Source organism: Alkalihalobacillus sp. MEB130 (assembly GCF_032335535.1).
Taxonomy (GTDB): domain Bacteria; phylum Bacillota; class Bacilli; order Bacillales; family Bacillaceae_D; genus Halalkalibacter.
In genome coordinates this window covers 116,520-134,994 of sequence record NZ_JAOANA010000013.1, presented here as the reverse complement: position 1 = coordinate 134,994, position 18,475 = coordinate 116,520, and the positions used below count along the sequence as shown (strand labels likewise).

General features: G+C 37.1%; 19 protein-coding genes. 13 read left to right on the top strand and 6 right to left on the bottom strand.

Annotated elements, in window-relative coordinates:
* Window positions 1-139: 139 nt before the first annotated feature.
* Entirely contained in the window at window positions 140-229 is a 90-nt protein-coding gene (locus N0O92_RS14480) for a YjcZ family sporulation protein (protein ID WP_315615369.1), read from the bottom strand.
* Window positions 230-418: 189 nt separating this feature from the next.
* On the opposite strand from N0O92_RS14480, the gene N0O92_RS14475 reads away from it, so the two are divergent.
* The 3 genes from N0O92_RS14475 to N0O92_RS14465 all read left to right on the top strand — a co-directional run bounded on the left by N0O92_RS14475 (window position 419) and on the right by N0O92_RS14465 (window position 2,666).
* Window positions 419-1,324 carry a phosphatase PAP2 family protein gene (locus N0O92_RS14475; RefSeq protein ID WP_315615368.1) on the top strand — a complete coding sequence of 302 codons (906 nt, stop codon included), beginning with the start codon at window positions 419-421 and terminating at the stop codon, window positions 1,322-1,324.
* A gap of 190 nt (window positions 1,325-1,514) precedes the next feature.
* The gene (locus tag N0O92_RS14470; protein ID WP_315615367.1) at window positions 1,515-1,727 is read left to right on the top strand and encodes a hypothetical protein; all 213 of its coding nucleotides are present in this window, start codon (window positions 1,515-1,517) and stop codon (window positions 1,725-1,727) included.
* 180 nt (window positions 1,728-1,907) lie between these two features.
* Window positions 1,908-2,666 carry a FixH family protein gene (locus N0O92_RS14465; protein WP_315615366.1) on the top strand — a complete coding sequence of 253 codons (759 nt, stop codon included), beginning with the start codon at window positions 1,908-1,910 and terminating at the stop codon, window positions 2,664-2,666.
* 57 nt (window positions 2,667-2,723) lie between these two features.
* Here N0O92_RS14465 and N0O92_RS14460 read toward each other — a convergent pair whose 3' ends face one another.
* Window positions 2,724-2,921 carry a hypothetical protein gene (locus tag N0O92_RS14460; RefSeq protein WP_315615365.1) on the bottom strand — a complete coding sequence of 66 codons (198 nt, stop codon included), beginning with the start codon at window positions 2,919-2,921 and terminating at the stop codon, window positions 2,724-2,726.
* Between the two features lie 364 nt (window positions 2,922-3,285).
* Between N0O92_RS14460 and N0O92_RS14455 the strand changes: the two genes are divergently transcribed.
* Together N0O92_RS14455 and N0O92_RS14450 are read left to right on the top strand one after the other, a co-directional pair.
* Entirely contained in the window at window positions 3,286-3,432 is a 147-nt protein-coding gene (locus N0O92_RS14455) for a hypothetical protein (RefSeq protein WP_315615364.1), read from the top strand.
* A 302-nt stretch (window positions 3,433-3,734) separates the two neighbouring features.
* On the top strand, window positions 3,735-4,286 hold the full coding sequence (locus N0O92_RS14450; RefSeq protein WP_315615363.1) for a DUF3231 family protein: 552 nt from the start codon (window positions 3,735-3,737) through the stop codon (window positions 4,284-4,286).
* A 47-nt stretch (window positions 4,287-4,333) separates the two neighbouring features.
* Here N0O92_RS14450 and N0O92_RS14445 read toward each other — a convergent pair whose 3' ends face one another.
* Both N0O92_RS14445 and N0O92_RS14440 read right to left on the bottom strand, forming a co-directional pair.
* Window positions 4,334-4,495 (bottom strand): hypothetical protein, encoded by a 162-nt coding sequence (locus N0O92_RS14445; protein ID WP_315615362.1) that lies wholly within the window; start codon window positions 4,493-4,495, stop codon window positions 4,334-4,336.
* A 126-nt stretch (window positions 4,496-4,621) separates the two neighbouring features.
* Entirely contained in the window at window positions 4,622-4,987 is a 366-nt protein-coding gene (locus N0O92_RS14440; RefSeq protein ID WP_315615361.1) for a hypothetical protein, read from the bottom strand.
* A gap of 161 nt (window positions 4,988-5,148) precedes the next feature.
* Between N0O92_RS14440 and megL the strand changes: the two genes are divergently transcribed.
* Entirely contained in the window at window positions 5,149-6,339 is a 1,191-nt protein-coding gene (gene megL / locus N0O92_RS14435) for a methionine gamma-lyase (protein WP_315615360.1), read from the top strand.
* A gap of 186 nt (window positions 6,340-6,525) precedes the next feature.
* On the opposite strand, the gene N0O92_RS14430 is transcribed toward megL, so the two are convergent.
* Window positions 6,526-6,969, bottom strand: coding sequence for a hypothetical protein (locus N0O92_RS14430; RefSeq protein WP_315615359.1), 444 nt, complete (start codon window positions 6,967-6,969; stop codon window positions 6,526-6,528).
* 495 nt (window positions 6,970-7,464) lie between these two features.
* On the opposite strand from N0O92_RS14430, the gene N0O92_RS14425 reads away from it, so the two are divergent.
* Together N0O92_RS14425 and N0O92_RS14420 are read left to right on the top strand one after the other, a co-directional pair.
* A complete protein-coding gene (locus N0O92_RS14425) occupies window positions 7,465-8,832 on the top strand; it encodes an efflux RND transporter periplasmic adaptor subunit (protein WP_315615358.1) in 1,368 nt (455 codons plus the stop codon).
* A gap of 17 nt (window positions 8,833-8,849) precedes the next feature.
* On the top strand, window positions 8,850-11,963 hold the full coding sequence (locus N0O92_RS14420) for an efflux RND transporter permease subunit (protein ID WP_315615357.1): 3,114 nt from the start codon (window positions 8,850-8,852) through the stop codon (window positions 11,961-11,963).
* 75 nt (window positions 11,964-12,038) lie between these two features.
* On the opposite strand, the gene N0O92_RS14415 is transcribed toward N0O92_RS14420, so the two are convergent.
* Complete coding sequence (locus N0O92_RS14415; protein WP_315615356.1) at window positions 12,039-12,446, bottom strand: SET domain-containing protein; 408 nt, start codon at window positions 12,444-12,446, stop codon at window positions 12,039-12,041.
* Window positions 12,447-12,706: 260 nt separating this feature from the next.
* Here N0O92_RS14415 and N0O92_RS14410 point away from each other — a divergent pair, with 260 nt between their 5' ends.
* From N0O92_RS14410 to N0O92_RS14390, 5 genes are all read left to right on the top strand, one after another.
* Window positions 12,707-13,882, top strand: a complete 1,176-nt coding sequence (locus N0O92_RS14410; protein WP_315615355.1) for a TraB/GumN family protein — start codon at window positions 12,707-12,709, stop codon at window positions 13,880-13,882.
* A gap of 242 nt (window positions 13,883-14,124) precedes the next feature.
* Complete coding sequence (locus N0O92_RS14405; RefSeq protein ID WP_315615354.1) at window positions 14,125-14,511, top strand: hypothetical protein; 387 nt, start codon at window positions 14,125-14,127, stop codon at window positions 14,509-14,511.
* Entirely contained in the window at window positions 14,501-15,001 is a 501-nt protein-coding gene (locus N0O92_RS14400) for a hypothetical protein (RefSeq protein WP_315615353.1), read from the top strand. The genes N0O92_RS14405 and N0O92_RS14400 overlap by 11 nt, the downstream gene beginning before the upstream one ends.
* A 197-nt stretch (window positions 15,002-15,198) precedes the next feature.
* Entirely contained in the window at window positions 15,199-16,188 is a 990-nt protein-coding gene (locus N0O92_RS14395) for a methyl-accepting chemotaxis protein (RefSeq protein WP_315615372.1), read from the top strand.
* 211 nt (window positions 16,189-16,399) lie between these two features.
* A complete protein-coding gene (locus N0O92_RS14390; RefSeq protein WP_315615352.1) occupies window positions 16,400-18,451 on the top strand; it encodes a peptidoglycan D,D-transpeptidase FtsI family protein in 2,052 nt (683 codons plus the stop codon).
* Window positions 18,452-18,475: the final 24 nt, after the last annotated feature.

Below are 18,475 nucleotides of genomic sequence, written 5' to 3'. Positions count from 1 at the left end.
TCTTTAGAATTAGTGAGTGAATGTGGTGCAGGCGGGAAACCCCTTCAGTGGGCCTTTTAGGCCAAGGCCGGTAAGAGAGGCTTTCAGCCGCAGAGCAAACCACCAGTTCACACTGGTGGTTTTGATTTTAGTTAGCCATTTATGCGATGTAGGCAGACCCCACTACTACTAGTAGAATGAATAATACGACAATTAGTGTAAATCCACCAGTTCCAGTTACGTGACTCATAAAAACATTCCTCCTTTTTATTAGCTACAATGTTATGACTATGTATCAACGTAAAATGTGGGAGGGCAGATGCCTAGAAATAGGAAAGGTCGGAATTTTCAGATTTAAAAACAGATGTTAGAAAAAGAAAGGATTTTGTCATAAAAAGAAGAAATATTATAAGTTGTAAAAAAGAAGTTGGAGGGAACTATGAGTCAGTCAGATTTTTTAATGAAAATTACGGAGTATCAAACCCCATTTTTGAATGCATTAGCAGCTATTTTTACGTTTTTAGGGAATGAGGAATTCTACTTTCTAATCGTTCCACTTGTTTACTGGTGTATAACAAAGCAAGCAGGCTTTCGGCTATTTTATATTTTTCTTTTATCAGTAACGGTAAATGCATTTTTAAAAATTACGTTTGCGATTCAAAGACCTATAGGAGTGGAAGGAATTCATTCTCTCTTTATTGATTCGGCAGAAGTAGGCAGCCATTATCCTTATGATTCGTTTCCAAGTGGACATGCTCAAGGTTCCACTACTTTGTGGGGCTACCTTGCCTACTTAGTTGCTAGGCCATTATTTTGGTTGTTTTCAATTGTCCTTATCTTATGTATTTCCTTTTCACGTCTTTATGCGGGGCTTCATTGGCCAACAGATGTAGCAACTGGAATAATGATCGCAGTCACAATCTTATTTATTTCAATTCGCTTGCAAGATCGACTGTCAAACCTATCAGAAAAAGGAAAGTGGATGTTAGCTATCGGAACCCCGCTTGTCATTGTTAGTGTTTTCCCTGAAGAAGAAGGAATAAAATATGCAGGTTTTTTATTAGGTGCAGGTGTTGGCTACTTATTGGAACATAAAACAGTAAGTATGGTCATTGCAACGGAGATTTGGAGAAAAGTGTTAGCATATGCAGTAGGAATTATTGGTCTATTTGGATTGCAAGTCGGATTAAAAGTTTTATTCCCTGAAATGATGTTGTTTGATTTTATACGTTATGGGTGTATTGGATTATGGGGATTGTATGGTGCACCATATATCTTTATCAAATGTAAAATTTATCAACGTGAAAAAGAGATTCCACTTCCTAAAGGGCAAATATCTATATGAGGGATTATTCCTGAAATAGCTGAAAAAAGGAGAAGTCTTGAAAGGGAGGCTTCTTTTCTTTTTGTTTCTTCTAACATGTTGAGTACTAAAGACATATCTAAAATCTTTTGAGAAAAAAAGAAGGAAAGGGCGTGGCTTTTGCTATAACAGTCGCATACGATATAGCATCAAAAAGAACGGAGCGATGAACATGGCTACGAAAAGCAAAAAGAAAAAAGCAGCCCCAAAAATTACGCCATCAGAAAAATATCAATATACAATGAAAATGGTAACCTCAGCAACTTGCTTCTCCTGTAAATACCAATGCGAGAGAGGATTGAGGTACTTAGATAAAATGAGCAAACCAGGTGCAATAGGAAAAGGAGTTCCTTGTCATTTAACGAAAGGGAAAGCGTTTAAATAAAGATTCAAACAAATTCTATTCTATTAATCTAGAAGAGGAAATCTGTCAATAGGTTTTCTCTTTTTGTTTTAAAAGTTTACCAAAATGAGAAAAATGAGAATGAATTGAACGATAACGTTGGAATTTTGTTCAAAAATGGTATAGGTTAGAATGGAATAGAAAATAAGAGGGTGACATACAGTGAATAAAAAATGGGGTATAGTAGGGCTGTTAATAGGCCTTCTCTTGCTAGTTACAGCTTGTGGACAGACGGAGGAAGAACAAGGTTCAACAGGAGTGGTGGATGAGCTAACGGTCATAGAAGTTGACTTAGACGTTCCTGAATTAGCTGAGGTTGGTGAAGTTGTTACATTTAGTAGTGCTGTAACACAAGGTGATGATTTGGTTGAAGATGCAAATGAAGTTATCTATGAGATTTGGAAGGAAGGACAAAAAGAAGAAAGTGTCATGATTGAAGCAGATGTTCAGAATGGACACATTTATTTATTAGATTATATCTTTGATGAAGAAGGGTTGTACCACGTCCAAACGCACGTAACGGCACGTGGGTTGCACCGTATGCCGACTGCGCAAATCAGTATCGGTGATTACAATGAAGGTAACGATGAGGTAGCAGAAGAAACGGGGCATGAGCATAGTCATGAGAATCATGACCATCATCATGATCATCACCACGATGTAGAAATAGAGACAAACTTGAAGGATGATAAAGTAGTTATTCATCTTATCATTGATGGAGAAGACTATATAAACGGAAATGTAACGTTTGAAATGTCAAAAGAAGGAGATGAACAAACAAGGTGGCTTGATCTAACAGAAGTTGGAGATGGAGTGTATGAACTTCCTCATATTGAACAATATAGTGGGACATACGTAGTCACTGTTCATATCCAAGATGATGAATTACATGAACATATTGATATAACTCTTGATTTTTAATTGAAGAAGAGGAGACCCAGTAACATTACATGGGCTCCTCTTTTATTTCATTATAAATTAAGCAGAATTACGTTTTACCTTTTTAACTTTTAACGCTTTAATTTTAGAAATGTTTAAGACATAATTGTCGTCTGTGACAATGCAATCTTCGCCGTTAATCTTGAGGCGATACATATCCTTCCTAACATCTGACTTAGTAGTGAAATTAACTTGCTGTCCGCTGTGAAATTCAACGGAGACTTGAAATTTTTTCATACTAATCAGCTCCTTATTGATAGTATACCATATTTTTCATAAATCTATAATTCCTTCTAGAAGAGGTAGCCACATGATTAGGTTAACAAGAAAAAAAGACATGTTTAAAAAAACGTGTCTTTTTATTTCTACACTTGTTTATCGTACTCTTACTTCATTGTATTATGAAGTTTCGTCCATTATTAATAATTCTCATATTTTATTCTTTTTTTATGTTAAGTTTGTCGTGTTGAAAAAAGAAAAAATTAAAAGTTTTTTGAAAACGCTTGCAAAAAATGCAACATTTACTATAATAAGAAGTGAGAGAATTGTCATATTTTTTCGGTAGAATCTCCAAAGACAATAGTAGGGAGTGATTCTTAAAATGGTAACATTTATTGAATTAAAAGCTGAATTTGAAAAGAAATTACATAGACAGCTTACAGCACAGGAGTTAGATATTATCACGTTTTTAGTTCGTACTCAATCAACGGAATTGAAAAATAATACTTTAATATTACATGATTTGTAACAATAAATATTGGTATCGAATGAAGACGCTTCTTTGCGTCTTTTTTTTTATATAAAAAAAAAGAATTTGTTTACACTAATAACAGAGGAGGAGATGTTAATGATAGCAATAATTAAAGCGGTACGTAGATTATTGGCTAACGTAAAACAAATGAGTGAACTTGTTCATTTAAATATCATAAGTTTGTTTTATCTCCTTAAACTAAAGAGCAATTCTAATTATTGAATTGTCCCTTATGTGGTTAGCTCCCTTTTACAACAGGGGGTAACCACCCTCTAAGAAAAATGAAAGGGGTTGATTTTTTGGCTAACTCGCTAGAAGCCATTTGGAACGTACTTGCTAAAGGCGTTGATAACTTGAATGAACCGAAATCTCCACTACATATTGGCGAGGTCATGGACTGTTGGACATATGTAACAGCTCTTGGTGAATTTATTCGTTATGAAGAGATTTGTCTTAATACAACTACAGATAGTGAGTGTAGAGAGATGCTAGTAGGCGCAATAAAAATGTGCGAAAATCAATCAGCAAGATTGAGTGAATTTATGAAAAAGGAAGGAATTCCGTTACCTGAGGTTACGGCTCCAAAACCTAATTCTGAGCCGAATGCAATTCCCCTTGGCGTAAAATTTACAGATGATGAAATAGCAAATGGAGTTACTCTAAAATTAACAAATGCAATGATGTTAAGCTCAAAAGGGCAAGTCGATGCAATTAGAAGTGATTTAGGCATCATGTGGGTTAAATTTCATCTCGAAATGGTCACATTTGGGACAACATTAAAATCACTCATGTTAAAAAGAGGGTGGCTAAAAGTTCCTCCATATTATTATCCACCAGGTCAACCATCCTAATATAAAAAACTCCAGTATTCACTTTAGATAAATACTGGAGTTCCTTATTAAAGCCAGAAATCCATTTCTCTTATATCACTATATTGTTGTCTAATTAGTTGTTCTTCTATCTTCATTTCTTCATAAGCTTTTTCTTCTGACTCGGAAGATCCATATTGTAGTACATAATCACCATTCAGTAATATGGCTGTAACTTTCCAATGCACCATTGACATCCCCCCTAGTAAGTAATGTAACAAATTATATTCTGTAGCATTACTTTTTATTAAAAGGAATGACTGAAATAAAAACTGTTTTTTTATTTTTTTGATAATGGCAAGTGGTTTAAAACTGAACTAGCCCCTTGTTATAAATCCATCCGGTCGAAAGGGACTAAACGTGTCAATTGAGTGAGCCATGACAGCACCAGACTGAGGAAATTGTTTCCTAAACTCGCGACATGCGTTTACTCTATAATCATTTAAATGAGTAATGATAGGATCATATTTAACAAGTACTTCAGCCATAACAGAAAGTGAAGTAACGTATTCTTCTTCTTTGGGATCGTACGTAACTGTATGAATTTTTATATCCGTTACTTTCACTGTGTTACTTAGATAACTCTTCATTTTCTTTATTTGTTGATTTTGTTCTTCCTGTAACGTATCTTCTTGTGAATGTAAATACATTCTTGCTTCACAAAAAGCTTTTCCTCTATACAAAATAAAGACCTCCTTACATAAACAATATTGTATCAGAAGGTGCAATCTAAGTGTAAAATGAAAAAAATCTCCAATTTAGGAACAAAGCATGGCTTTCTGAAATAGATAATAATGTAAGCGCTATTATAATGGCCCTTATAATAAATTGAAGGAGGAGTAAAATGGGGGAGGACAAAAGAATAGATCGAATGGAAACGAAGGTTATTCACTCAGGTTACAATCCAAGCAAACATTACGATAGTTTAACCCCGCCAATTTACCAAACATCGACATTTGCATTTTCGTCTATGGAACAAGGAGCAAAGAGGTTTTCTGGAGAGGAATCAGGTTACATTTACTCAAGGCTGTCTAATCCGACTGTTACGATTCTAGAAGAAAGAGTTGCAAGCTTAGAAGAAGCGGAGTCTGCATTAGCTTTTGGATCAGGAATGGCAGCTGTCTCATCCGTCTTAATGGGGCTAACAAAGGCGAACGATCATATTTTGTGCTCAAAGGGTCTTTATGGCTGTACATTTGGTTTGTTGCAACTAATGAAAGAAAAATACAATATTACATCGACGTTTTCAGATCTTCAAACAGAAGAGGATCTCTTGTCAAATATACAAGAAAATACAGCATGTATTTATATAGAGACTCCTATTAATCCAACGATGAAGGTCATTGACCTTGAACTTGTTACCTCGTTTGCAAAGAAAAAGGGAATTAAGGTTATTGTAGATAATACGTTTTTAACTCCGTATATTCAAAAGCCGTTGCTTTTAGGTTGTGATCTTGTGATTCACAGTGCAACTAAATATATGGGTGGTCATGGAGATGTAATTGCAGGGGTCATTGCAGGGGAAAAAGACATCATTAATTATATAAGAAAAACCACACAAAAAGATATCGGTGGAGTCCTCTCCCCTTTTGATGCTTGGCTCTTAATACGCGGCATAAAGACGTTAGCTGTTAGAATGGATCGGCATTGTGATAATGCTTTAAAATTAGTTAGTTTATTAAAAAAGCACCCAAGAATAAAGGCTGTCTATTATCCAGGTGACATAGAGCACCCTGATTATTTAATAGCAAAAAAACAAATGAAAAAAGGCGGTGGTCTTCTTTCATTTGAACTAGAAGGAACATATGAAGAGGCAGTAAGATTTGTAAATCGCTTAAAGTTGATAGCCATTGCGGTAAGTCTTGGTGATGCGGAAACATTAATACAGCATCCTGCTTCAATGACACACGCTGGCGTCCCACCTAATGCAAGAAAAGCAATGGGGATTTCTGATGAATTACTTCGATTGTCAGTAGGTTTAGAGGCGTGGGAAGATATATGGGAAGATGTAAAACAGGCTTTAGATTCCTTTTAAAATAACGTCCCACAAGGTATGTAGATAGAATCACTGAAAAAGTTCTTTTTTGTAGATTCGGGGAAGTGCAATGGCTTCACGCGTTGCGTGCCTGCTATGAGAAACCCGCTCATAGCAGGCTTAAAAGAATGCAACGGGTCTGTTCATTGCTTGAAGGGCACTGTGTGGGACCCTATTGTATCTAAACTAAAAGATATGATCCTCTTTCCTTTTTTCACCGTTCTCTCTTTGTTCGATAATATCTTCAATGATTCGTGAGTGGACGGTAGCCCATGATCTCTCTCTAAAATGAACGCTAACGCTAAACGTTACGGCCAGTAAATACACGAAAACAAAAACTAACCATAAATAACCATCGTCATTTTCAAAGAATTCTTGTACTTGATTTCCAAATATAAAAAGAATCCAAGGAATAGCCGTTACAAGAATCGGAATTAATCCAGATCCATTCTTTTCTTTTAATATCCAATAATGAATATTCCCTAGCATCGTGGAGTCAATTGATTCATAAAAAGTCCGAATTTCTTTTAACTCTTGCAGTTCTTTTAATTGTTCAGGTTGTATACCTTTACCTGATTTTTTTTTGAGTTTCAGATAAAATTTATGAGCATCTCCTCGAAATGAAAGCATAACCCCCTCCTAATCCTTCTCTATTGTAAACTTGCTTCATTATCTGAAGTGTCTTTCACTAGTCCTATATTACTATCCTAGACATCTATTCACTTAGATAAACTTGATTTTGAGAGGTTTCAACAGTTGGCGCTTTTAGTCATTAAAGAAAGGTGTCTCATCTTCTTACATTATTATCCATAATCCAAATTTTTGTACTATAATAATACAAGAAATGCGTTTTTCTTTTCATCGAAGGAGGGGATTGATTCTACTATTCTCCTTTTTACACATTATCTTTACTACAAAAAATGAGAACATACGGAGAATCCAAGTCATAACTTGCAACTTTTGAATACGTAATTCTTGTACAATAGTTGGATGAATTGTTCAAACTTAGTTCATATTCAGTTCATTTATAAATGATAGAATGAGACTTATGGATTAAGATGTGGTATCGTCGTCACGTTTCTTACACGATCGTTATAAAATTTAGAATCATTGGAGGATAAGTGGATGTTACGTAAGAAGAATTTTTGGGCCTTATTATTAGTTATCATCATGGTTGCTTTAGCAGGGTGTAGTTCACAAACCACCAATCAAACCGTTTCTGCCGATGAAGAGGAAACTCAAATTCATCCTGTAGAGCTTGCAGAAATAACAGAAGATACATTGTCAGATGAGTTGAAATTAACTGGCCATGTAATGGCTGGATCACATATGGCCGTATTGCCGATGTTAACTGGTGAAATAAAGGCTGTACATGTAAAAAATGGGGACACTGTTCAACGTGGTGACACCTTATTTGAATTAGACGCAACGGATGCTGAATTAAACATTGCTCAAGCTCAGGCTGGCTTAGAAGCTGCTGAAGCAAGTTTGTCAAGTGCGAAGAACATGAGAAATCAAAGTATTCAACAAGCTGAATTACAGTTAGAGCAAGCAAAGAATGCGTTTAATATGATTTCTAGTGCTGAAGACTCTTCAGATATTGATTTGTCTGAGGTTCCAGAAGAGCTTCAAGCTGTATTTGGTAGATTACTAGGGGGGAACATGCCCACAGAGCATGATAAACAGCAAGCAAAAACTGCTGTCAAACAAGCCGAAATGGGATTGGAACAAGCAAAAGCAACCGATCAAATTAAAGCCGCTGAAGCGTCAGTTAAACAAGCAAAAATCTCAGTAGAAATGGCAAGTCAACAAAAAAACTACGCGGTTGTAAAAGCCCCTATGTCAGGGCAAGTAACCGGTCTTGACGTAAGTGTTGGAGAGATGGCTTCACCTCAGGCTCCGCTTGTGCAAATCGTTCAAATGGATGCCCCTGTTGTTGAAGTGAACGTGAATGAATCGATGTTGCCAAATCTTGGAGAAGGACAGGACGTCACTGTACACATTCGCTCTTTTAATCAAACGTACGAGGGGAAGGTAACCTATATAAGTTTATTGCCTTCTGAGCAATCACGTTCCTATACGGTTGAGATTGAACTATTAAATGCTGAGCCGAATCTCCGAGTAGGGATGTTGGCTGAAGTAAGTCTAGATATAGGAGGAGATTTAAAACAAACTGTTGTACCTGTAAATGCTGTAATGGAGCAAAATAATGAACAATTTGTATATGTCACAGCAGATGGTGACAGTGTAGAAAGACGTGTTATTACAACAAACGGTGAAACCGCAGAATGGTTTGGAATTGAAAGTGGTTTAGAAGTAGGGGAATATGTGATCGTGCGTGGTAGTCATCAGCTTTATGATGGGGCCCTTATTAATATCCGTAATGAAAGTAGACCTAGCATTACAGAAACAGTGGAAGAAGAACGACAAAGTGAAGAAGATGAAGAAGTAGCAGAAAATAAAATGGATGAAGATTCTACAAAAGGAAATTAAAAACGGGGGTACCATAGTTGAGATTAATTCATGAATCTGTCAAACGACCAGTTGGCGTTATCATCATTGCCCTTGTCATGATGATTTTAGGTGGAGTATCGTTAACTGGCTTAAAAGTTGATTTAATGCCAGATATGGACTTGCCAATTGCTGTTGTAATGACACCATATAATGGAGCAGCACCACAAGAGGTTGAGAATCTAGTGACTCGTCCACTAGAGGGAGCTTTAAGTGCGACTGAAGGTTTAGATACGATGCAGTCTATCTCTGCACAAAACCAATCAGTGATCATGTTAATGTATGATTTCAATACAGATCTAGATACGGTCATGTTAGATGTGAGAGAACGGATTGATATGGTGCGCCAAGGGCTTCCCGATGGGGCAGGTGACCCGAGTGTCATGCGTTTTGATCCGAATCAAATGCCAATTATGCAAATAGGAATTTCGGGGAATATGGATCTAACAAGACTTACTTATGTTGCTGAAGATACCATCATTCCTCTGCTTGAACGTATTCCAGGTGTGGGACAAGTGGAACTTACAGGCGCACAAGAACGAGAAATTGTTGTTGAGCCAGATGTTCTTATGTTGCAAAATTATGGAATTACGTTAAATCAGCTCTCTCAAATTATTGGGGGAGAAAGCATGAGTGCACCTGCAGGTGAGGTAGAACGTGGAGGACAAGAGGTCCCTCTACGAATTGTTGGAGATTTTCGCTCAATAGCAGATATTGAAAATATTAATATCCCTTTACAAACTGGTAATACGATTAAATTAACAGAGGTAGCTACTGTCAATGATGCGTTTCGGGAGATGTCGTCCCTCGCATATGTGAACGGAGAACCAACATTAAGTCTTGATATCGTTAAACAAGGTGATGCCAACACTGTAGATGTATCCAATGCTGTAACAAAGCAGATAGAAACCATTGAAAGTGAACTAACTCAAGGAGTAACATTAACAAAAATAATGGATTCAGCAGAATTCATTAATGACTCTATTTCAAGTGTAATAATGAATATGGTTCTTGGTGGAGCTATGGCCATTTTCGTTCTATTAGTCTTTTTAAGAAGCTTTAGAAGTACGTTAATTATTGGCTTATCGATACCAATAGCGTTAATTTCAGCATTTACGTTGCTTTATTTTGCTGGTCAAACCATTAATATTATCACTCTTGGTGGACTCGCACTTGGAATTGGTTTGTTAGTCGATAGTTCTATTGTTATCTTAGAGAATATTTATAAGTATCGTGAGAGAGGGTATAGCCGTGTTGAAGCTGCTAAAAAAGGAGCTTCCGAGGTTTCTTCTGCTGTTATTGCCTCAACTTTAACTAGTTTAGTTGTTTTTGTTCCAATCGTCTTTACTGGGGGCATTGCAGCTGAATTATTTATGCCATTAGCTCTAACGGTTGGTTTTACACTTCTCGCCTCGTTAATTGTCGCATTAACCATTGTACCGATGTTGTCAGGTCTTTTGTTACCGAAGATAAAGGTGGAAGAAGAGCCGAAAGGGCTTGGAAAAGTAAGTGCCGGTATCGGGCGATTTTTTGATAAAGTCGATAACTTTTATCGTAAACTTTTAAAATGGGCAATTAATCGGAAGAAGACGATAGTGTTTGGAACGCTTATTCTACTTATAGCTAGTTTAGGAGGCGTTCGATTCGTTGGTTTAGAACTTATTCCTGCCTTTGATCAAGGGGAAATTTCAGCAAGCTTTGAAATGCCAGAAGGTACGTCATTAGAGGAAACGCGTGAGTCACTAGTTGAGCTTGAAGAGTATCTGTTAGATACAGGTGTGACAGAAGTTGTTTATACCTCTGTTGGTGGCGGAGGTATGATGGGAATGGGCGGAGGAGGAGCGAATAGTGGAGATCTCTATATCCGTCTTGTGCCTAGCAGCGAACGTGATGTAACGACAAATGATGTTATAACAGGGTTTAGTGATTTTGCAGAAACGATTCCGGATCTTGATCTAAGTGTAATGGCTTTTGAGAGTGATGGTATGGGTGGAAATCCGATTGAAATTGAAGTGCGTGGTGAAGATTTTGACACGTTGCGATTTGTCGCTGATGACATTGTTGATATTATTAACGAAGTACCAGGTACAACGAATGTAAGCCATTCTATGGGGGAAGCGCGCCCAGAAGTTCAGATTCTAGTTGACCGTGATATAGCCGCGCAATACGGTTTGTCTTATGCAGATGTCATGCAGACAGTTAGAAATAGTGTAACTGGAGTTGTTGCAACACAAATGCGTACGGAAGGACAGGAAATTGATATCACGGTGATTTTACCAGAGGATTATAGAGGGAATTATAATCAAATTCAGAACCTGCCTATTACAACCCCTACAGGAGATATGATTTCCTTATCTGAGGTTGCTGATTTTGTCCAAGCAGAAGGTCCTACAGTGATTAATCGTCAAGATCAAACACGAGGTGTTTCGATTACTGGAGATATTATGGACAGAGATTTAGGAAGTGTTATGGCTGAAATTGAAGCGGAACTAAATCAGTATATCTTCCCTGAGGGATATGATTATCATGCAGGTGGAGATTTTGAAATGATGATGGATGCCTTTTTTGACCTCGCGTTAGCGTTGGCGCTAGCTATTTTTCTTGTTTATGCCGTCATGGCATTTCAATTTGAAAAGGTCATGTATCCATTTATTGTAATGTTTAGTCTTCCAGCTACTTTTATAGGGATCATTCTAGGTTTCGTCTTAACTGGAAGACCACTAAGTGCACCAGCCTTTATCGGGGTCATAATGCTTGCAGGTATTGTGGTTAATAATGCCATTGTCTTGGTTGATTACATTAACAAGTTAAGAGAACGTGGGTTAAATCGAGAAGAAGCCATCCTAGAAGCTGGACCAACGAGACTTCGTCCGATATTAATGACGATGCTTACAACAGTATTGGCGATGGTCCCACTTGCAATCGGGATTGGAGAAGGTGCTGAACTTCAAGCACCAATGGCAACAGTTATTGTGTTTGGCTTATCATTCTCAACTTTTATTACGTTATTGCTTGTTCCAGTTATGTATATTTACACAGATAACTTTACTAATTGGTGGAAGAGGTTATTTACTCGTAAAAAGAATCAAGTAGAAGAAGCTGAGGTTGAATAGTTCATTTGCTTATAAAGAAGGATGCTATAGGGATAACACTCCTATAGCATCCTCTTTTTTACGATCACTAATAGTTTAGTCACGTTTTGTTTTGCTTTCTTCAGTGTTCTCTTTATTGAACCAAAGAGGTTCTTGGTTATCGACTTCACCATTATAATTAATAAGGATTTCTTCTCCTAATTTAATGTCCCTGAAAGCATAGTAGGAAAATGTATGATTATCAAAGTTAATCTCATAGTTCGCATTTGGTGTATAGGAGTGATTAAAGAGCATTCCGTATCCCAACACAATCGCTCCATGGTTAATCCCATATTCATATACATAATCTGCAAGAACCGTGTGTTCAATTAAAATATCTTGTTCGTTTGGGTAAGGTAATACAGGAGCTTCATGAATAAGTTCTCCTTTTGCTATATCACGTGTAGCAAAAACACCACGATTAAATTCACCATCACTAAGTTCTGATCTTTTGACCTCTATCATCTTGTCACCTACATTTTTCTATTTTAATTTTAATAAAGAAATTATCAATTATTACATTCTTACAGATTTATTGCTTTTTTACAATGATGAAGAGAAAATAGAAAACATTAAACCTCATGACTACATTTTAAGAAGTAGCATTTTTTTCTTTTATGAATGAAAGCATAAATAACTGTTATTATTACCTATTTGGGCTTAAAAAATGGTAAAATGAAAATTATGGCTCAACTATTTGATTGTTACATAAAGGAAGGGAACTTATGTCTGAGGAAAACATTACGAGGTTACATATAGCCGGGAAAGAAGTTATTCTAATTGGTACGGCTCATGTTTCAAAACAGAGTGCAGAACAGGTAAAAGAGGTTATTCAAGCCGAACAACCTGATACAGTTTGTGTTGAATTAGATGAACAACGATATCAATCAATTAAAGATGGTAACAAGTGGAAGGATATGAATATTTTTAAGGTAATTAAAGAAAAGAAAGCAACTCTGCTTCTCATGAACCTTCTTATCGCATCCTTTCAAAAGAGAATGGCGAAACAATTCGGGATCAAGCCAGGACAAGAAATGATTCAAGGAATTGAATCGGCTGAAGAAATTGGTGCAGACTTGGTCCTAGCTGATCGGAACATCCAAATTACATTTTCTAGAATTTGGCAAGGTGTTGGTCTTTGGGGAAGGGCAAAATTAATGATGGAGATAATCTACAGCGTGTTTAGCAAAGATGAAATATCAGAAGAAGACATGGAAAAGATGAAATCAAAGGATATGCTAAATTCAATGCTTCATGAATTTACAATTGCTTTTCCGAAATTGAAGAAACCGTTGATAGATGAACGCGATCAATATTTAGCTCAAAAAATTAAAGATGCTCCTGGAAACAAGATTGTTGCTGTATTAGGAGCAGCTCATGTTCCTGGTATTAAAGAAGAGATTAAAGAAGAACATGACCTTGTAGCATTATCTAAAAGGCCTCCTAAATCAATAGCACCAAGGTTGGTTGCTTGGATCATTCCTCTTCTTATCTTAGGAATTATTGGTTACACCTTTTATGCCAATCCGGAAGTCGGGGTAAATTTAACAATGAGTTGGGTACTGTGGAACGGCTTTTTTGCAGCTATAGGAGCAGCTATTGCGTTCGGGCACCCGTTAACCGTACTCACGGCATTTGTGGTTGCTCCATTAACTTCCTTGTATCCGCTCCTTGCAGCCGGCTGGTTTGCTGGGATTGTCGAAGCGTATATTCGCAAACCGAAAGTTGGAGATTTTGAAAATTTGTCAGATGATGTCTTTACAGTTAAAGGATTTTGGAGCAACTCGGTTACTCGAATTTTGCTAGTTGTTGTTCTTGCTAATTTAGGAAGCACACTTGGATCCATTGTAGGTGGGGCCGATGTTGTTCGAATGTTTATCCAAAATATATTAGGTTCGTAAGATAAAAAAGTCTCAACAGCCATGTTGAGGCTTTTTTGTATTAGTAATTCTTACTATCAATTAATGCATTTATTTGTCCGTTTTCTAGGCATTAAGTTGTAACCTTATGACGTAGATTGTGTCAATTACGTTACAAACCTCTTACCAATGTCGTATTTCCGCGAATTAAATCGATATTTTTAGCGGAACATTGTATAATAGAATATTGTAAGACAGTAGATTCATAAAAGGAGGACGCTAACATGATGGAATGGACGTTAGCCATCCTGTTTGGTGGAGCAATTTTGTTGCTCATTTTGTCTTTTTCTAAATCAAGACAATCAACAAAGGCTGCCAAACAAGAATTAGAGCAATTTTCCATATCAATTATGGAAGAAATGCAAGAGTTACAAAGGAAGATGCGAGATTTTGAGATTGATGCGGAAATCTCAGCAACGGAAAGAGAGAAACAGACATCTTCTCCAAAACAACGAATTTTAATGCGTGAAGTATTAGACTTACATAAGCGCGGATATTCGGTGGAAGGAATTGCGCTTGAAACAGAATTAACAGAAAACGAAGTGAAGCTCTTACTCACTCCTTATTTAGATGAAACAAAAGAAGGGAGAAAAGTGGCAAATGACAGCTAATTCGTTGCGGAGCTTTGCTGGTGGGTTGATGATGGCAGCAACTGTTTGTGGAGCCGTTTATTTTTTTGGGGTAAATGACGTTTCATCGACTCAAGCTGAAGAAACATTGACAGTAGCCGAAATGAAAACCTCTCTGGCTGAAGACGGGTATCATATTTATACAGAAGAAGAATGGCAGGAACATCTGGCAGCAATTACGGCTGAAGTTTATGAAGAGGCAGAAGCCAATGGGACTCAAGGCGAGGAAAGTCAGGAAGAAGAGAATGAAGTATCTGTCGAGTATCGTACTAAGCTCATTTTGACTGTTTCAAGTGGTATGACAAGTATTGATGTTGGTAATGCTCTTGTACGTGCAGAAATTATTGATAATTCGATGGCGTTCTTTAATGAAGTGGAAAGAAGGGGCCTTGCAAATGCATTACGTCCAGGCACGTTTGAAATTGATAGTAACATGAGTCTGGATGAGATCATCTCGATCATATTTAGATAATAAGGGTAGGGATACAATGTAATTTGTATCTCTTTTTTCTTTTTGACACAACTAGATATGAATCCATCAGGTTTGTTCGGATTGGATGGAGGATGTCAGATATCGATAGATCCTGTGATATAATGAAACAGAACGAAAAAGTACATCTAAGAAAGATTAATAGACAGAGGTAAAAGGGGATGCAGGTAGTGGAGAAAATGAGAGATAAAAGTCTGAATGTTTCGTTATTAATGGGTGAATTGAAAAATGATAATTTTAAAATGCAAGGAGTGATGAAAAAAATTAAAGATATTTCGACGAAATCGAATATATTGGCTTTGAATTCAGGGATTGAAGCCGCTCGAGCTGGAGAAGCAGGTAGAGGGTTCGCCGTCGTAGCAACAGAAATAAAGAAGTTTGCTGAAGAGAGTTTGAAAGCGAGCAAGGAGAGTGAAACTCTTATTAATAGCATTTCGGCGAAAGCAAATGAAATTATCGCAATACGCACCGTTGATATGGCATTTGATACGATTGATAAAATTGACCGAAATTTATTTGAACGGAACTGTGATGTTCAAGCGTGGGCAACATTTGATGCTGTGAAAAATGCTCTGTTAAATCCAACTATGGAAACGAAACAAGTGGCAGAAGCGCTTTTGAAAAATATATTTACTATCTATGAAGTGTATTTTGATTTATTTGTTGTGGATTTATCAGGGAAGATTATCGTTGCAGCTCAAAACAAAAATCAAGTAGGTATAAATATGGCCGATCGTGAATGGTTTAAGGAAACAGTAGAAAAGAATACCGTTCATGTAACCGATATGTATCATTCTAATGTTGTTGGTGGTCATACAATGGGATATTCCTGCCCTGTTCATAATGATGCTGGTGAAGTGATTGGTGTATTTACGACTAGATTTAACTGGGAATATATTTATGACATCATTGATCGAGTAAAAATAGACGAGAAGAGTCAACTCTATGTGATTAACAAAGAAGGATATGTAATAGCATCAAGGAACAGAGAAGGAATATTACAAACAAAATTAAACCATTTAAATGCTGTAAAACAAGTTCTGTCTGGAAAAGACAGCCGTGGGTATACAGTGGAGAATAATCAAATATGTGCTTATTGCTTGACGGAAGGATATAATGCATACAAAGGTAAGGGTTGGTCTGTAATTCTTATTGAATCCATTGTGTGAAAATTGAAAAATACTAGAGAATTTCAAGTGATGAATGGCTGATATATAAATTACAAAAGGTTAAGATTAGTAAAGTTACGTGAAAAAGAGGAATAATCTTTATTACGGCCTTACCTATCTAACCTTTTTCATATGGATAAAAATGCTATAGATGGTAGCGGGAGGATAGAGAACATATTAAAATAGAAGAGAAGAAAAAAGGGGGAAACTGATGAGATTAGGAAAGTTATACATAGGAATGGTCTTTGTTAGTATGTGGTTAATGGCTGGTTGCTCGTCAAACGAACAAAATCCAGAAGCTTCAATAGAAAGTTATATTCAGGCTTGGGAAAGCCAGAACTATGAGGTATTAGTTGATTTTCTTACACTAGAATCTATAGAGGAAGTGTTTAATGCAAATCTCAACTTAGCCGAGAAGTATTCGGAAGTTCATGATCAGATGGACGTTTCTGACATACAAGTGAGTTTTGAGTCTAGAGATTTTGAAGAAGAGGACATTAACTGGGATGAGGTAACTGAACTTACTTACCCTATTCAGATAGAGTTTGAAACTCTATTTGGACCGATATCATACGAATCGGATATAAAAGTAGTAAGAGAGATTCAGACGAATGAAGATGGTAATGAGACAGAAGGTTGGTTTGTAACTTGGTTACCAAATCACCTTTTTAAAGGGGTTCAATCAGTAGAAGATGAAGTCGTATATCAAACCGTCCTGCCTCAAAATCGCGGACAAATATTTGACCGTAATGGTGAAGAGCTCGCGGTAAATGGACAGATTAGGCAGGTTGGTTTTCGCTATGATCTAATTGAAAATTTAGAAGAGGAAGCCCAAATCGTTGCAGATATTTATGGTATGGATAGTGAAACCGTTATAGAACGTGCATCGATCTATAAAGGCTCCAATGAGGATTGGTTTGCAGCTGTTATGAGCGCACCGTTAACAGATGAGCGTTATCAGGAGTTGGCAGAAGCAAATGTACCAGGAGTTCTTTTTCAAACGAAAGAGGGGCGTGTATACCCATATGCTCATTTAACTGCACACCTAACTGGGGATATTCGAGAGGTAAATGCAGACGATTTGGAAAAACAGGAGTGGACTGGATACCGAGCGGGTAGCTACATTGGTAGAATGGGGCTTGAGCTTGCTTATGAGGATCATCTCCGTGGAGAAGTTGGATTTGAAGTTCGAGTTGAAGATGCAAATGGGAAGACTCGAGAAGTGTTAATGAATACGGAACCAGAGGATGGGAAGGATCTCTTTTTAACGATTGATGTTGCCATTCAGCAAAAGTTATTTGATTCGATTGGAGATGAGGCAGGAAGTGGAGTTGTCATGGATCCAATTTCAGGAGAGGTGCTAGCATTAGTTAGTCGTCCTGTTTTTGATCCAAATCAAGTTTATTTAAATACAAGGTCACCTGAACGAGACGCATGGTTAGCTGATGAACGGGATGTGAATCGAATTCGTTTTAATCGTACGTTTTCTCCTGGATCTGTATTTAAGCCGTTCACAGCAGTGATTGGAATCGAAGAAGGCGTGCTCGATCCAAGTGAAATCGTAACTATTAAAGGTGAGAAATGGCAGCCAGATAGTAGTAGTTGGGGTGGCTACCAAATAACAAGGGTCAACCCTGAAGTGACAGATGTTGATCTAACGACAGCAATGAAATATTCTGATAATATTTATTTCGCTCAAAAATCGTTAGCAATTGGTGCAGACAAAATACACGAATGGGCTGAGGAATTAGGTTTTTCAAGTGAATTTCGATTTGATTATCCTTTAAATGATTCACAAATAGCGAATGAAAGTTTAGATGATGACATTTTGTTAGCTGATACAGGGTATGGACAAGGAGAAGTGCAAATGAATCCTGTACATTTGACTGCTTTGTACACAATGTTTGTAAATGAAGGAAATATTGTTCAACCAATTTTTCTTAAAGAAAGTCAGCCCGAACTTTGGAAAGAAGGTGTCATTCAACCTAGTACAGCTGAGACAGTGTTAAATACTCTAAAGGCTGTTGTAGCTGATCCAAACGGTACAGCTTACCGCGCGAACTCGGGGCATACTCGTATACTAGCTGGGAAGACAGGAACAGCGGAAATTAAAGATACGCAAGGTACGGAGGGTGATGAAATAGGTTGGTACACAAGTGTGGACGTGGAAAATCCAGATTATCTTGTGACCGTAATGGTCGAAGGGCGCAGTAGTGGTGCTGTAGTAGATATGGCCAATCATTTTTGGGCAAGTATAGAATAAAAGTCATCATTTAAGAATCGAAGA

Excerpts from the sequence above, each read along its gene's own strand:
- N0O92_RS14480 (WP_315615369.1), bottom strand. The coding sequence starts at position 229 with ATGAGTCACGTAACTGGAACTGGTGGATTTACACTAATTGTCGTATTA.
- N0O92_RS14475 (WP_315615368.1), top strand. The coding sequence starts at position 419 with ATGAGTCAGTCAGATTTTTTAATGAAAATTACGGAGTATCAAACCCCA.
- N0O92_RS14470 (WP_315615367.1), top strand. The coding sequence starts at position 1,515 with ATGGCTACGAAAAGCAAAAAGAAAAAAGCAGCCCCAAAAATTACGCCA.
- N0O92_RS14460 (WP_315615365.1), bottom strand. The coding sequence starts at position 2,921 with ATGAAAAAATTTCAAGTCTCCGTTGAATTTCACAGCGGACAGCAAGTT.
- N0O92_RS14455 (WP_315615364.1), top strand. The coding sequence starts at position 3,286 with ATGGTAACATTTATTGAATTAAAAGCTGAATTTGAAAAGAAATTACAT.
- N0O92_RS14445 (WP_315615362.1), bottom strand. The coding sequence starts at position 4,495 with ATGGTGCATTGGAAAGTTACAGCCATATTACTGAATGGTGATTATGTA.
- megL (WP_315615360.1), top strand. The coding sequence starts at position 5,149 with ATGGGGGAGGACAAAAGAATAGATCGAATGGAAACGAAGGTTATTCAC.
- N0O92_RS14430 (WP_315615359.1), bottom strand. The coding sequence starts at position 6,969 with ATGCTTTCATTTCGAGGAGATGCTCATAAATTTTATCTGAAACTCAAA.
- N0O92_RS14425 (WP_315615358.1), top strand. The coding sequence starts at position 7,465 with ATGTTACGTAAGAAGAATTTTTGGGCCTTATTATTAGTTATCATCATG.
- N0O92_RS14415 (WP_315615356.1), bottom strand. The coding sequence starts at position 12,446 with ATGATAGAGGTCAAAAGATCAGAACTTAGTGATGGTGAATTTAATCGT.
- N0O92_RS14410 (WP_315615355.1), top strand. The coding sequence starts at position 12,707 with ATGTCTGAGGAAAACATTACGAGGTTACATATAGCCGGGAAAGAAGTT.
- N0O92_RS14405 (WP_315615354.1), top strand. The coding sequence starts at position 14,125 with ATGATGGAATGGACGTTAGCCATCCTGTTTGGTGGAGCAATTTTGTTG.
- N0O92_RS14400 (WP_315615353.1), top strand. The coding sequence starts at position 14,501 with ATGACAGCTAATTCGTTGCGGAGCTTTGCTGGTGGGTTGATGATGGCA.
- N0O92_RS14395 (WP_315615372.1), top strand. The coding sequence starts at position 15,199 with ATGAGAGATAAAAGTCTGAATGTTTCGTTATTAATGGGTGAATTGAAA.
- N0O92_RS14390 (WP_315615352.1), top strand. The coding sequence starts at position 16,400 with ATGAGATTAGGAAAGTTATACATAGGAATGGTCTTTGTTAGTATGTGG.